This window comes from Mitsuaria sp. RG, from assembly GCF_028369275.1.
GTDB lineage: Bacteria > Pseudomonadota > Gammaproteobacteria > Pseudomonadales > Pseudomonadaceae > Aquipseudomonas > Aquipseudomonas peradeniyensis.
On the sequence record NZ_JAQMYQ010000019.1, the window covers coordinates 56,363 to 70,614 of the forward strand.

Genomic DNA, 14,252 nt, shown 5'->3' on the forward strand with positions numbered 1-14,252 from the left:
AGGGATCAAGGGCGTCAGGACACCTCGGCATAGCGCAACACCCGGCCACGCCCCTGTTGCTTGGCCGCATACAGCGCCCGGTCGCCCATCGACAGCAGCCGCGACAGCTCGCCTTGCGCGGCCGGCTGGCTGACGATGCCGATGCTCACGCCCAGCAGCCCCGGCTCCAGCAGCGCCAGCCCGGAAAACCCGGCGCAGATCCGCTGCGCCACCTGTTCGGCCTCGGCTTCGCTGGCGCCGCGCAGCAGGCAGGCGAACTCCTCACCACCGATGCGCGCAAACAGGTCGTCCCGGCGCAGGTGGCGGGCGGTTTCCCGGGCGAACGCCAGCAGTACCTCGTCCCCGACGGGGTGGCCGAAGCGGTCGTTGATCCGTTTGAAGTGGTCCAGGTCGCACAACAGCAACGCCACCGGTGCCTGGCCTGCCGCGCAGTCATGCAGCAACTGCGCGCCGCGCTCCATGAACGCCCGACGGTTGTCGATGCCGGTCAGCGGGTCGCTGTAGGCTGCGGCGCGGAGCAGGATCTCGGCGCGCTCGCGGACCATCGCCAGGGTCACATAAGAGATGCCGATGGCGAAAAGCATCGACTCGAACAGGATGAAGGCGAAGAAGCCCGGGCTGGCGCCGCCGCTGTTGATGGCGTGGTCGAGGGCGACACCGTCCTCGAGCAGCGTGCGCATCAGGTAGAGCGCTGCATGCAGGGTGGTCAGGATCAACGCCGGGGTATAGGACACCTGCAGGCGCACCCGTGGCCGCAGCAACTCGCCGATGCTCAGGCAGGTGTAACCCAGGGTCAGCAGCGAATACACTTTCACCCGCAGGCCGAGATCGCCGTAAAAACCCGGCCACAGGCTGAACAGCCCCCAGAACACGGCACCGGCCAGCAGCAGCGGCCAGTGCGGTTTGCGCCCGCCGAGCACGCGCATGGCCGTCCAGCCCAGGCCGGTGCCGACCAACAGGACGATGTTGCCCAGCACCAGGGCCAGGTAGTCCATGTCAATGCCACGCAGGGCATTCAGGCTGACCCCCAGGGCCGAGAGCAGCAGCATCGCGCCCAGGTAGCCCAGGCTCGGATCGCTGGCGCAACGCCGCCAGGCGTGCAGGGTCAGGATGCCCGTCAGGGCCAGGATGAAAACGGCGACCAGGGTCAGGGTCGGCAGGCTAAGCGGCACGATACAAGGGCTCAAAGGGCAAACCGGCGATGCTAAGCCATGCGCATGGCCATTTGCTACCTTGCTCAGTGAATGCTCGACGCCAGCTCGAAGATCGGCATGTACATGAGGATCACGATCAGCCCGATCAGCAGGCCGATGAAGGTCATCAGCAAGGGCTCGAACAGCTTGACGAACCATTCGACCCAGCGGCCGATTTCCTGGTCGTGGAAGTCCGCGCAGCGCTCGAGCATCTCGCCGAGGTTGCCCGACTGCTCGCCGGCGCGCAGCAGCCGTAGCGAAACCGGCGTGACCAGTTGCCCGGCCTGCAGCGCATCGGACAGCGGCAGGCCCTCGGCGACCCGCCGGCTGGCCTGCTCCAGGCCTTCGGCCGCGCTGCTGCCCAGCAGTCCCCGGGCCATGCCCAGGGCGGTGAGGATGGGAATGCCGCCTTGCAGGAGAATCCCCAGCGAGCGATAGAAACGCGCCAGTTCGTACATCACCAGGCGCTGGTGCAGGGCCGGCACCCGCCGCAGCAAGCGGCCGGCGCCACGGCGCAGCGCCGGATGGCGACGCAGGGCGACCAGCGCGCCGATGCCGATGAGCGTGCCCAGCCCCAGAGGCAGTTGCTGGGCATGCAGGAACAGGCCGATGCGCATCAGCACCCGCGACAGCCAGGGCAGCTCGGTGCCCATGCCCTCGAATACCAGGCTGAAGCGCGGCACCACATAGCCGAGCAGGAACAGCACCACGCCGCCGCCCACCAGCAACAGCAGCAGCGGGTAGACCGAGGCGCCGACCAGCTTCTGGCGCACCAGGTCCAGGCGCTGGCGATAACCGATATAGCGGTTCAGGGCGTCGCCCAGGGCGCCGGTGCGTTCACTGGACTGCACCAGGGCCACGTACAGGGCGGGGAACACCCGTGGCTGCAGGGCCAGGGCCTGGGACAGCGAGCGCCCCTCGTACAGCTGGCGCACCAGTTGCTCCAGGGTCTTGCGCATGGCGCCGCCCGGGGCTTTCTCGGCCAGGCTCTCGAGGGCGTCGATCAGCGGCAGGCCGGCGCCGAGCAGGGTGGCCAGTTCCTGGCTGAACAGCATCAGGTCGAACGCCGCCGGGCGCCGGCGCAGGGCCAGGCCCTGGCTGCGCACGCTGAGCACGCGCAGGCCCTGGTCCTCGGCCTGGCGCCGGGCCTGGTCGCTGTCCTCGGCTTCCACCTGCAATTGCACCACGCCCTGGCTGCCCAGGGCCTTGAGCTGATAGCGCATGGCCGGGCTCCTCACTGCCAACTGGTGATCTCGGCGTTTTCCCCGTCACCGCCGGGCTGGCCGTCCTTGCCCATCGACAGCAGGTCATACTCGCCGCCGTTCTCGCCGGGCTGCTTGTAGATGTAGGGGCGTCCCCAGGGGTCCTGGGGAACGGCTTTCTGCAGGTACGGCCCCGACCAGCGCGCCTCGCCGCCGGGTGCGACCACCAGGGCCTGCAGGCCCTGTTCGCTGCTGGGGTAGTGGCCGACTTCCAGGCGATAGAGGTCCAGGGCCTTGCCCAGGCCTTCGATCTGCGCTCGCGCCACCTTGGCCTCGGAGCGGCCCAGCTGGCTGAAATACTTGGGCGCGACGATGCCGGCCAGCAGGCCCAGCACCACCAGCACCACCAACAGTTCGAGCAGGGTGAAGCCGCGTTGGTTATGGATGTTGCGCTGCATGGTGAAACCCTCCAGTGCGTTTGCCCCTGCCATGCAACAGCCGTGCACGTCTGCGTCGGGCCCTTGCGCCGTGCGTGATGGCGGGCGGCACGGCGCTTGCGTCATAGCTGAAAAGCCCGGATCGACGGGGCATATCCCCCACATCGGGGGCCACTCTTGATCTTGTGCGACGGGAGGCGACCGACATGCGTGGACTGATCCTGGGACTGGCGGTGGGGCTGATGGCGTTTGGCGCCCAGGCCGACATCTACATCTCCAGCGATGGCAAAGGCGGCTTCGTGCTGTCCAACGTGCATCGGCCAGGACGGCACTATGAGCGGGTGATCCAGGAGAACGGGGTGGCTGGCGGGCCGGTCAACGCCCAGCTGGTCACCGGGAGGCCCTATGCCGACCTGGTGGCGGCCGCGGCCCTGGCCAACGGTGTGTCACCGGCGCTGCTGCATGCGCTGATCAAGGCCGAGTCCGGCTACAACCCCAAGGCCCGCTCGGCCAAGGGCGCGGCGGGGCTGATGCAGCTGATGCCGGACACGGCGAAGGAGATGGGCGTGGCGGATGTGCTGGACCCGGCTTCCAACGTGCAGGGTGGGGCGCGCTATCTCAAACGCATGCTCAAGCTGTTCGACAACGACATCACGTTGGCGGTGGCGGCCTACAATGCCGGGCCCGATGCCGTGCTCAGCCGGGGGCGGGTGGTGCCGCCGTTTGCCGAGACGCGGCGGTATGTGCCGGCGGTGTTGCGTGAGTATCGGTTGTTGCGGGGGTTGGCTGAGGATGCGCCGCTTTGATCGGGGTGGGATTTCTAGGTGTTCGCCGAAAGTTTTGCAGCGCCTACAAGATCGAGCGCCGCCCGCGCGGCGCTCGATCTCACAGGCGCTGCAAGGGTTACGACAAGCACCTGGCAGCCCTCACACGATCAATAGCTCCCCAACACCCCATGCTTCCCCCAACTCTGGGCTATAACCTCTAGAGGTGCCCAGCCGCGGAGCCCGCCATGGACCTCGCCCCACGTCCCGACACGTTGCCGCCCGCCGACACCGGCCCGGCGCGCAAACCGTTCAACATGTTGCGCTGGTACGCCTGGGTGAGCCTGGCCATCATCCTCTCGGTGGGTGTCGGCCTGGGCCTGATCTCCAGCCGCTTCATCATCGACGAGAGCGTCGAGCGCGACGCCTTGCTCACCGCGCAGTTCATCACCTCCATCGCCGATGCCGAAGTGCGCCATGTGTCGATCCCCAACGTGCGGACCATGGGCGAGCTACTCGATCCGCGCACCGACCACGCCCTTTCGGACGTCGATCCCGAGGCCCGGCGCCGGGCCCGGGGCGAGTTCCTCGACCATATCGCCCACCTGCCGGACATGCTCCTGGCCAACATCTACGCCCCCGACCGCACGGTGATCTGGTCGAGCAACCCGGCGCTGATCGGCAAGCTGATCGAGTCGGACGACGACCTCGACCGGGCGTTCGAGTACAAGATGCGGGTGTCGGCCAGCTACCACGACTTCGAGCAGGCGCGCAGCGAGCAGAAGTTCGTCACCCCGCCCGAGCAGCTGTTCATCGAGAACTACATCCCCCTGTTCGATGCCGACGGCGAACATGTCACGGCCATGGTCGAGATCTACAAGGAGCCCCACGACCTGATCGTGCGCATCGAGCACGGCCTGCTGCTGATCTGGCTGGCCATTGCCGTGGGGGTCGGCCTCGTCTATGTCGGCCTGTACGGCATCATGCGCCGCGCCGCCCGGTTGATGGCGGTGCAGCAGAAGCGGCTGATTGGCAACGAAACCTTCGTCGCCCTGGGCGAAGTGTCGTCGGCTGTGGCGCACAGCCTGCGCAACCCGCTGGCGAGCATCCGCTCCAGCGCCGAACTGGCCCAGGCGTTCGACGAAGGCCCGGCGCAGAAGAACATCAGCGACATCATCAACCAGGTCGATCGCATGTCGCAGTGGGTGCGCGAGCTGCTGCAGTCGCTGCGCCCGCTCGGCGACGAGGCTGTGCCGGTGGATGTGGCCCAGGCCCTGCGCGACAGCCTCCAGGCCCATGGCCAGGCGCTGCAACAGGGTGGTGTACGGTTGGTCCTGGCCGACCTGCCGACGGTCCGGGTGCTGGGCCAGCCGGCCTTGCTCGGGCAGATCTTCAACAGCCTGATCGCCAACGCCCTGGAATCGATGGAGGCGGGCGGAGAGTTGCGCGTGGAGGTGGTGCGCCACGACCGACGCACCCTCAGCCTGCGTCTATCGGATACCGGCAAGGGCATGAGCGAGCAGCAGCAGCGCATGGCCTTCCGGCCATTCTTCACCACCAAGCAGGGTGGCGTGGGGGTAGGGCTGATGCTGGTCAAGCGGATCATGGAGTGCTTTGGTGGTTCGGTGCGGTTGAGCAGTCGCGAGGGGATGGGGACACGGGTGCTGTTGAATTTTCGCGTCGCAGCAGTGTGATGTGTAACGGTAGAAATGTCTCTTAATTGATTGTTTTATAAGGAATTTATTGGATGTGGGTAGCAATTCCCCAAAAGTGGGGGGTTTTTCAACATTTAGTATTAACAAATTTATTTAAGTCTATGATTTATAATAAAAAATAGAATATTGAATGTACTGGCTGAGTTTTTGCTAGACCTGATACAGGCCTGAGGCGGCATCGTCTGTCCGGGCTCAATGGAGTCACTTTGCTACCACCGGTAGCAAGGGCATGCCGATAGCCCTCATCGGCCCCAGGCGGGAGCGACGCGATGCAGACGCTCGAAAACGAAGCCCCAGACAAGCCCGGCGCCTCCGCCAGCGGGTTGGCCGCGCCGCTGCGCGAGTTCAACCTGCTGCGCTGGTTCTCGCTGGTCAGCCTGCTGATCATCGCCTCGGTCGCCGGCGGGCTGGGGTACGTCTCGACGCGTTTCGTGGTACGCGACAGCGTCGAGCGCGACGCCATGCTCACCGCCCAGTTCATCCAGGCCATGGCCCAGGCCGAGGTGCGTCACTCGCAACTGCCGCCGGGCATCACCATGGGCGAGTTGCTTGACCCGCGCCTGGACCAGCAACACCTGCAGTTCACCCCGCAGTTGGCGGAGTCGACCCGGGTCGAGTTTCTCGACCACGTCGAACACCTGCCCGACACCCTGCTGGCCAATGTCTACGCCCGCGACCGCCTGGTGGTCTGGTCGACCAACCCCAACCTGATCGGCAAGCGCATCGACGAGGACGACGACCTGGAGCATGCCTTCCACTCGCGCAAGGCGGTATCGGCCAGCTACCACAAGGCCGACGAGGACCGCGAGGAACAGAAGTTCCAGCGCGAGCCCCGGCACCTGTTCATCGAGAACTACATCCCGCTGTTCGACAGCCAGGGTGAACAGGTGCTGGCCATGGTCGAGATCTACAAGGAACCCCAGGACCTGGTGCGACGTATCCAGCGCGGCTATGTGCTGATCTGGGCCTCGACCCTGGTCGGCGGGGCGCTGATCTACTTCGGCCTGTTCTGGATCGTGCGCCGCGCCGCCAGCCTGCTGCACCACCAGCAGGACCGCCTGGTGGCCAGCGAGACCTACGTGGCCCTGGGCGAGATGTCCTCGGCGGTGGCCCACAGCCTGCGCAACCCGTTGGCCAACATCCGCTCCAGCGCCGAACTTGCGCAGGACATCGCCAGTCCGGCGGCGCAGAAGAACATTGGCGACATCATCACCCAGGTCGACCGTATGTCGCGCTGGGTCCGCGACCTGCTGGTGTCGCTGCGCCCGACCAGCGACGAAGCCGAGTCGGTGGACCTGGTGGCGGCCATCGAGGATGCGCGCCAGGCCTTCGCCCCGCAGATCGAGCGCAACGGCGTACGTTTCGCCTTCGACGGGCCGCCGGCGCAATGGGTGGCCAGCCAGCCGCTGCAACTGACGCAGATCCTCAACAGCCTGTTCGCCAACGCCCTGGAGGCCATGCCCCAGGGTGGCGAGCTGCGCGCCGAGGTGCGCCAGCTGGAGGGCCAGCAGGCCCAGCTGCAGCTCAGCGACACCGGCAAGGGCATGAGCGAGCAGCAGCGGCGCATGGTGTTCAAGCCGTTCTTCACCACCAAGCAGGGCGGGCTGGGTGTCGGCCTGGCCCTGGTCAAACGGATCATGGAACGCTTTGGCGGCGCGGTCGAACTGACCAGCCGCGAAGAGGAAGGAACCCGCGTCAGCCTGACTTTCAACATTGCAGCGGGAGGGGACCATGGAGCACAGCATCCTGGTGGTAGAGGATGATGAAATCCTTGCAGATAACATTCGCACCTACCTGGGCCTGAAAGGCTTCGAGGTCACGGTGTGCCACAGTGCGGAACTGGCGCTGGAGCAGATCAAGCGCGCCCAGCCGGACGCCGTGCTGACCGACAACTCGCTGCCCGGCATGAGCGGCCACGACCTGCTGCGCACGCTGGTGGCACAGGCGCCGGAGCTCAAGGTGATCATGATGACCGGCTACGGCAACGTCGAGGACGCCGTGCTGGCGATGAAGGAGGGGGCGTTCCACTACCTGACCAAGCCGGTGGTGCTGGCCGAGCTCAAGCTGATGCTGGACAAGGCCCTGGCCGCCGAACGCATGGAGCGCACGCTGTCGTTCTACCAGGAGCGCGAGGCGCAGAAGTCCGGGTTGCAGGCGCTGATCGGCGAGTCGCCGGCCATGCTCGAGCTCAAGCACACCCTGCGCCAGCTGCTCGACGCCGAGCAGCGCATGGCCAGCGGCGACCTGCCGCCAGTACTGGTGGAGGGTGAGACCGGCACTGGCAAGGAGCTGGTGGCCCGCGCCCTGCATTTCGACGGCAGCCGGGCCAAGGGTCCGTTCATCGAGTTCAACTGCGCCTCGATTCCCGCCAACCTGCTGGAGGCCGAGCTGTTCGGCCATGAAAAGGGCGCCTTCACCGATGCCAAGGAACGTCGCGTGGGCCTGGTCGAGGCGGCCGACGGCGGCACTTTGTTCCTCGACGAGATCGGCGAGATGGACCTGGTGCTGCAGGCCAAGCTGCTCAAGCTGCTGGAGGACCGCACCATCCGCCGCATCGGCGCGGTCAAGGAGCGCAAGGTCGACCTGCGGGTGATCAGCGCCACCAACTGCAACCTCGAGCAGATGGTCCAGCAGGGCAAGTTCCGCCGCGACCTGTTCTTCCGCCTGCGCATCATCGCCCTCAAGGTACCGCGCCTGTACGCGCGCGGGCAGGATATCCTGCGCCTGGCCCGGCATTTCCTGGCCCACCACGGGCGGCGCTACGGTAAGCCCAACCTGCGTTTCTCGGCCGAGGCCGAGGCGCTGATGCTGGGTTACGGTTGGCCGGGCAATGTACGCGAACTGCGCAACATGCTCGAGCAGACGGTGCTGCTGGCCCCCAGCGAGGTGATTGGCGCCCATCAGCTGAACCTGTGCCTGACCCTGGTCGACGAGCCGCCGGCGCAACCCGCGCAGGTGCTAGCGTTCGAAGCACCGCGCCACGAACCACAGGGCACCGCAAGCCTGCCGGACATGGAGCGCGACATGGTCTGCCGCACGCTTGATCGCACCGACTGGAACGTCACCAAGTCGGCACGGCTGCTGGGGCTGTCGCGGGACATGCTGCGCTACAAGATCGAAAAGCTAGGCCTGACCCGTCCAGACAAGCGCCAGTGGTAACCAGCCCAGCGCAATCCCTGTAGGAGCGGCCTTGTGCCGCGAAAGGGGTGCGAAGCGCCCCCAGGATTCGTGCATCAAGCCGATATCGCCGGGGCTGCCTTGCAGCCCTTTCGCGGCACAAGGCCGCTCCTACAGGGACCGAGTAGCGTTGTGAGCTCAAGGTTTCCCGCCAGTCCCTGACCCACCACCGTCACGCCCCATCCCCTCCGATCCACTACCTCCCATCCCCGGCAGATCACGATCATCGTTCTGTTCGGCCGGCGGACTTTCCGGGTCATTGCCCTTGATCCGCGGGTCGGTATCCCGCGGCATGGGCTTCTCGATCGGGTTGAGGGTGCTGTCGACCCCCGGCTGTGGCGCCGGATTGTGCGGATCGTCAGGGTAGGTGGCGCCGGTACCGGCGGCCAAGGCCAGTGGCGAGGCGAGCAGGGCGGCGAGGAGGAAGGCGTGTTTCATGGGGCAGGCTCCTTTGCGACGGAGAAAGCGGCCCTGCCAGCGCAGGGCCTCTGTCTCACTTGGGCCTGTGGCCCGTCAGCAAGGTGCCATGACGGCGACCAACGGTCACACCACCAGCGACAGCAGCATGATGAAGATGATGCCGACCACCGAGAGGATGGTCTCCATCATGCTCCAGGTCTTGAAGGTCTCGGCCACGGTCATGTTGAAGTACTGCTTGACCAGCCAGAACCCGGCGTCGTTGACGTGGGACAGGATCAACGAACCGGCGCCAGTGGCCAGCACCAGCAACTCCCGGTTGACCCCCGGCACCAGGTCGATCACCGGGGCGACGATGCCGGCGCCGGTGATGGTGGCCACGGTGGCGGAGCCGGTGGCGATGCGGATCACCGCCGCCACCAGCCAGGCCAGCAGGATCGGCGAGATCTCGGCCTGTACCGCCATCTGCCCGATCACGTTGCCGACGCCGGTGTCCACCAGCATCTGCTTGAAGCCGCCGCCGGCGCCGACGATCAGCACGATGGCGGCGGTGGGCGCCAGGCTCTGGTCGAGCATCTTCATGATCTGCTGGCGGTTGAAGCCGCGGGCCGAGCCGAAGGTGTAGAAGGCCAGCAGCAGGGCGGCGAGCAGGGCGGTGATCGGATGGCCGATCAGGTCCATCCACTGGCGCACGATGTGCTCGGCCGGCAGTACCACGTCGGCGAAGGTTTTCAGCAGCATCAGCACCACCGGCAGCAGCACGGTGATCAGGGTCACGCTGAAACTCGGCAGGTTCTGCTGGTTCGACTCGCGGGCGATCTGGTCCATCAGCTCCTGGGACGGGTTGCCCGGGATGTAGCGCGAGATGAAGTTGCCGAACAGGGGGCCGGCGATCACCGCGGTCGGCAGGGCCACCAGCAGGCCGTAGAAGATGGTCTTGCCGATGTCGGCGTGGAAGATGCCGATCGCCAGCAGCGGCCCCGGGTGCGGCGGCACCAGGCCGTGCACCACCGAAAGGCCCGCCAGCAGCGGGATGCCGATCTTCACCAGCGACACGCCGGAGCGGCGGGCGACGATGAACACCAGCGGGATCAGCAGCACGAAGCCGATCTCGAAGAACAGCGGGATGCCCACCAGGAAGGCGGCGAACATCATCGCCCAGTGCACCTTCTGCTTGCCGAAGGCGCGGATCAGGGTCTGGGCGATCTGGTCGGCGCCGCCGGAGTCGGCCATCAGCTTGCCGAGCATGGTGCCCAGCGCCAGGACGATGCCGACGAAGCCGAGCACGCCGCCGAAGCCGTCCTGGAACGATTTCATCACCTTGGCCACCGGCATGCCGGAGGTCAGGCCGAGAAAGCCTGCGGCCAGGGTGAGGGCGACGAAGGGGTGGACTTTGAAATGGGTGATCAGCAGGATGAGCCCGACGATGGTGACCAGTGCGTCGAGCAACAGGAAGGTATCGGTAGCCAGTCCGAACATGGTTCGTGAACCTCGGTCTTTTCGTTGTTGTTTTGGTGTCGCGTGTCTTGCGTCATTGCGTCTTGAGAAGCATGGAGACAGCGCTGTCTTTGGTGAGCCGGAAAAACCGCCGGATCAGGCAGTCCGCGCCAGCGCCTGCTCACCGCAAGGCTTTAGCCATTGGTGCACGTCCTCGGCCAGGGTAATCAGCGGGCGGGTGGCATCCAGGGCCAGGGTCAGGGGCTCGGCGTGCGGCGGTTCCAGCGCGGCGAACTGGCTGTCGATCAGGCTGGCCGGCATGAAGTGGCCGGGGCGGGCCAGCACGCGCTTTTCCGCTTCCTGCGGGGTCAGTTCGAGGAACACGAAGCACAGTTCGGGCACGGCCTGGCGCAGGGTGTCGCGGTAGCGGCGCTTGAGGGCCGAGCAGGTCAGGATTGGGCGTTCGCCGGCGGCCAGGGTGTCTTGCAGCTCCTGGCCCAGACGCACCAGCCAGCCGGCGCGGTCGTCGTCGTCCAGGGGAATACCGGCACTCATCTTGGCGATGTTCGCGGCGGGGTGGAAGGCATCGCCTTCGATCAGGCGGCCGCCGCTGCGGGTGGCGATGGCGGCGCCGACGCTGCTTTTACCACAGCCGGCTACGCCCATGACCACGATCGCGGACAGGGTAGGGTTCATCTGTACCTCCTGCTGGGTGAGATAGCGCTGTCTCGGTCGGGACGAACCGAAGGTCTTGCGCCACCCTCCCGGGTGTTATTGATCTTGTCTTTGGCAGTATGGACGCTGAACGCATGCCTGCTACCAAGATTGCATTGCCTGCATTCAGAGACAGCGCTACCTTAGTGACCGTTCCCCATTCCTGCAAGCGGTAAAATTACAACACTCATGTCCCGCACTGGCTCGCGCACTACCGGTCGTCCCACCCTGGCGGAAGTCGCCAGGCTTTCCGGGGTTTCCCCCATCACCGCCTCCCGCGCCCTGCGCGGCGTCAGCACGGTCGCGCCGGAACTGGCGCAGAAGGTCATGGCCGCGGCGGCCAGCCTGGGCTACGTCGCCAACCCGGCGGCGCGTGCCCTGGCCTCGGCGCGCAGCCAGTCGGTGGTGGTGTTGATCCCGTCGCTGTCCAACCAGCTGTTCATCGATACCCTCGAGGCCATCCACGAGGTGATGCGCCCCCGTGGCCTGGAGGTGCTGATCGGCAACTATCACTACGATATCGCCGAGGAAGAGAACCTGATCCGCAACTACCTGGCCTACCAGCCGTGCGGCATGCTGCTCACCGGCTTCGAACGCAGCGACGCCTCGCGGCAGATGCTCGCCGCCAGCCGGGTGCCGTGCGTGCATATGATGGAGCTGGGTGGTGAGGCCGATGCCCTGTCGGTGGGCTTCTCCCAGCACGAGGCCGGGCGCGCCGCAGCGCGCCACCTGATAGAGCGTGGCCGGCGGCGCCTGGGCTTCATCGCCGCGCAGCTCGACCCGCGGGTGATGCAGCGCGCCGAGGGCTTCCGCCAGGCCCTGGCCGAGGCCGGACTGCAGGCGCCCGAGCTGGAAATGCTCGATCCGCAGCCGTCGTCCATCGGCCTGGGCGGCACGCTGTTCAGCCGCCTGCTGGCCAAGGCGCCGGACGTAGACGGGATCTTCTTCTGCAACGACGACCTGGCCCAGGGCGCGGTGCTGCAGGCGCTGCGCGAGGACGTCGAGGTGCCTCAGCGGGTGGCGATGGTCGGCTTCAACGACCTGCCGGCCTCGGCGCACATGGTCCCGCGCCTGACCTCGATCCGCACCCCGCGCGCGGCGGTCGGCCGCGGCGCGGCCCAGGCGCTGCTGGCGCTGCTCGACGGCAAGCGGGTGGCCACCGGGCAGCAGGACCTGGGGTTCGAGCTGATGGTGCGGGAGAGCTCCTGAGCCGCTACAGGCACTGCATGATTCTGCCTGCACAAAACGGATAGCACTCTGCACAATCCGGATATCCCCGTCCCACCCAGGGACCTAACCTGACCCGGCCTGAACAATAACAACGGAGGCCCTGGCCATGTCCCTGGGATTCGACTATCTCAATGCCTTGCTCGAGGATGACCGGGAGAAGGGCGTCTATCGCTGCAAGCGGGAGATGTTCACCGACCCGCGCCTGTTCGACCTGGAGATGAAGCACATCTTCGAGGGCAACTGGATCTACCTGGCCCATGAAAGCCAGATTCCCGCCAACAACGACTTCCTCACCCTGACCATGGGGCGCCAGCCGATCTTCATCGCGCGCAACAAGGACGGCGAACTCAATGCCTTCCTCAACGCCTGCAGCCACCGCGGCGCCATGCTCTGCCGGCACAAGCGCGGCAACCGGTCCAGCTACACCTGCCCGTTCCACGGCTGGACCTTCAACAACAGCGGCAAGCTGCTCAAGGTCAAGGACCCGGGTAACGCCGGCTACCCCGACAGCTTCAACTGCGACGGCTCCCACGACCTGACCAAGGTTGCCCGTTTCGAGTCGTACCGGGGCTTCCTGTTCGGCAGTCTGAATGCCGAGGTCAAGCCACTGGTCGAGCACCTGGGCGAGTCGGCGAAGATCATCGACATGATCGTCGACCAGTCGCCCGAGGGCCTGGAAGTGCTGCGCGGCGCCAGCTCCTACATCTATGAAGGCAACTGGAAGCTCACCGCCGAGAACGGCGCCGACGGCTACCACGTCAGCTCCGTGCACTGGAACTACGCCGCCACCCAGAACCAGCGCAAGCAGCGCGAGGCGGGCGACGAGATCAAGACCATGAGCGCCGGCGCCTGGGCCAAGCAGGGCGGCGGCTTCTACTCCTTCGAGCACGGCCACCTGCTGCTCTGGACCCGCTGGGCCAACCCCGAGGATCGCCCGGCCTACGAGCGCCGCGAGCAACTGGCCGCCGACTTCGGCCAGGCCCGCGCCGACTGGATGATCGAGAACTCGCGCAACCTGTGCCTGTACCCGAACGTCTACCTGATGGACCAGTTCAGCTCGCAGATCCGCGTGGCCCGGCCGATCTCGGTGAACAAGACCGAGATCACCATCTACTGCATCGCGCCTAAGGGTGAAAGCGCCGAGGCCCGCGCCCGGCGCATCCGCCAGTACGAGGACTTCTTCAACGTCAGCGGCATGGCCACTCCGGACGACCTGGAGGAGTTTCGCTCCTGCCAGACCGGCTACGGCGCAGGTGCCGGCTGGAACGACATGTCCCGGGGGGCGAAGCACTGGATCGAAGGCGCCGACGCGGCGGCCAGCGAGATCGCGCTCAAGCCGTTGCTGTCGGGCGTGCGCACCGAAGACGAAGGCCTGTTCGTGCTGCAGCACAAGTACTGGCAGGACACCATGGTCCAGGCCCTGAAGGACGAACAACAGCTGATCCCTGTGGAGGCCGTGCAATGAGCCTGCATGACACCGTGCGCGATTTCCTCTACCGCGAGGCGCGCTACCTGGACGACGCCCAGTGGGACCAATGGCTGGAGCTGTACGCCTGCGACGCGACCTTCTGGATGCCCTCCTGGGATGACGACGACACCCTGACCGAGGACCCGCAAAGCGAGATCTCGCTGATCTGGTACGGCAACCGTGGCGGCCTCGAGGACCGGGTGTTCCGCATCAAGACCGAGCGCTCCAGCGCCACGGTCCCGGATACCCGCACCTCGCACAATCTAAGCAACATCGAGATCGTCGCGGCGGACGAGGGCAGCTGCCAGGTGCGTTTCAACTGGCACACCCTGAGCTTTCGCTACAAGACCACCGACAGTTACTTCGGCACCAGCTTCTACACCCTCGACCTGCGCGGCGAACAGCCGCTGATCAAGGCCAAGAAGGTGGTCCTGAAGAACGACTACGTGCGCCAGGTCATCGACATCTACCACATCTGATTCACCGCCGAGCCTGTCG

General features: G+C 66.2%; 13 protein-coding genes. 7 read left to right on the forward strand and 6 right to left on the reverse strand.

Features of this window, described 5'->3' with window-relative positions:
• Window positions 1-14 precede the first annotated feature (14 nt).
• The 3 genes from POF53_RS12835 to gspG all read right to left on the reverse strand — a co-directional run bounded on the left by POF53_RS12835 (window position 15) and on the right by gspG (window position 2,853).
• Entirely contained in the window at window positions 15-1,172 is a 1,158-nt protein-coding gene (locus tag POF53_RS12835) for a GGDEF domain-containing protein (protein ID WP_254464014.1), read from the reverse strand.
• 65 nt (window positions 1,173-1,237) lie between these two features.
• Window positions 1,238-2,416, reverse strand: a complete 1,179-nt coding sequence (locus POF53_RS12840) for a type II secretion system F family protein (protein WP_254464013.1) — start codon at window positions 2,414-2,416, stop codon at window positions 1,238-1,240.
• Window positions 2,417-2,427: 11 nt separating this feature from the next.
• Entirely contained in the window at window positions 2,428-2,853 is a 426-nt protein-coding gene (gspG, locus tag POF53_RS12845; protein WP_203646760.1) for a type II secretion system major pseudopilin GspG, read from the reverse strand.
• A gap of 185 nt (window positions 2,854-3,038) precedes the next feature.
• Here gspG and POF53_RS12850 point away from each other — a divergent pair, with 185 nt between their 5' ends.
• From POF53_RS12850 to POF53_RS12865, 4 genes are all read left to right on the forward strand, one after another.
• The gene (locus POF53_RS12850; protein ID WP_203646759.1) at window positions 3,039-3,638 is read left to right on the forward strand and encodes a lytic transglycosylase domain-containing protein; all 600 of its coding nucleotides are present in this window, start codon (window positions 3,039-3,041) and stop codon (window positions 3,636-3,638) included.
• Window positions 3,639-3,844: 206 nt separating this feature from the next.
• The gene (locus POF53_RS12855) at window positions 3,845-5,290 is read left to right on the forward strand and encodes an ATP-binding protein (protein WP_203646758.1); all 1,446 of its coding nucleotides are present in this window, start codon (window positions 3,845-3,847) and stop codon (window positions 5,288-5,290) included.
• 290 nt (window positions 5,291-5,580) lie between these two features.
• Window positions 5,581-7,074: a sensor histidine kinase gene (locus POF53_RS12860; protein ID WP_203646756.1), complete on the forward strand. Its 1,494-nt coding sequence runs from the start codon at window positions 5,581-5,583 to the stop codon at window positions 7,072-7,074.
• The gene (locus POF53_RS12865; RefSeq protein WP_254464011.1) at window positions 7,043-8,470 is read left to right on the forward strand and encodes a sigma-54-dependent transcriptional regulator; all 1,428 of its coding nucleotides are present in this window, start codon (window positions 7,043-7,045) and stop codon (window positions 8,468-8,470) included. The genes POF53_RS12860 and POF53_RS12865 overlap by 32 nt, the downstream gene beginning before the upstream one ends.
• 156 nt (window positions 8,471-8,626) lie before the next feature.
• Here the strand turns inward: POF53_RS12865 and POF53_RS12870 are convergent, their stop codons facing one another.
• From POF53_RS12870 to POF53_RS12880, 3 genes are all read right to left on the reverse strand, one after another.
• Entirely contained in the window at window positions 8,627-8,926 is a 300-nt protein-coding gene (locus POF53_RS12870) for a hypothetical protein (RefSeq protein ID WP_232855152.1), read from the reverse strand.
• A 105-nt stretch (window positions 8,927-9,031) separates the two neighbouring features.
• On the reverse strand, window positions 9,032-10,384 hold the full coding sequence (locus tag POF53_RS12875) for a GntP family permease (protein ID WP_203646753.1): 1,353 nt from the start codon (window positions 10,382-10,384) through the stop codon (window positions 9,032-9,034).
• A 114-nt stretch (window positions 10,385-10,498) separates the two neighbouring features.
• Window positions 10,499-11,038: a gluconokinase gene (locus POF53_RS12880; protein ID WP_232855150.1), complete on the reverse strand. Its 540-nt coding sequence runs from the start codon at window positions 11,036-11,038 to the stop codon at window positions 10,499-10,501.
• Window positions 11,039-11,245: 207 nt separating this feature from the next.
• Between POF53_RS12880 and gntR the strand changes: the two genes are divergently transcribed.
• From gntR to benB, 3 genes are all read left to right on the forward strand, one after another.
• Window positions 11,246-12,265 carry an HTH-type transcriptional regulator GntR gene (gntR, locus tag POF53_RS12885; protein WP_203646752.1) on the forward strand — a complete coding sequence of 340 codons (1,020 nt, stop codon included), beginning with the start codon at window positions 11,246-11,248 and terminating at the stop codon, window positions 12,263-12,265.
• Window positions 12,266-12,392: 127 nt separating this feature from the next.
• Window positions 12,393-13,751: a benzoate 1,2-dioxygenase large subunit gene (benA, locus tag POF53_RS12890; protein WP_232855143.1), complete on the forward strand. Its 1,359-nt coding sequence runs from the start codon at window positions 12,393-12,395 to the stop codon at window positions 13,749-13,751.
• A complete protein-coding gene (gene benB / locus POF53_RS12895; RefSeq protein ID WP_186714351.1) occupies window positions 13,748-14,233 on the forward strand; it encodes a benzoate 1,2-dioxygenase small subunit in 486 nt (161 codons plus the stop codon). Before benA ends, benB begins: the two co-directional genes overlap by 4 nt.
• Window positions 14,234-14,252 lie beyond the last annotated feature (19 nt).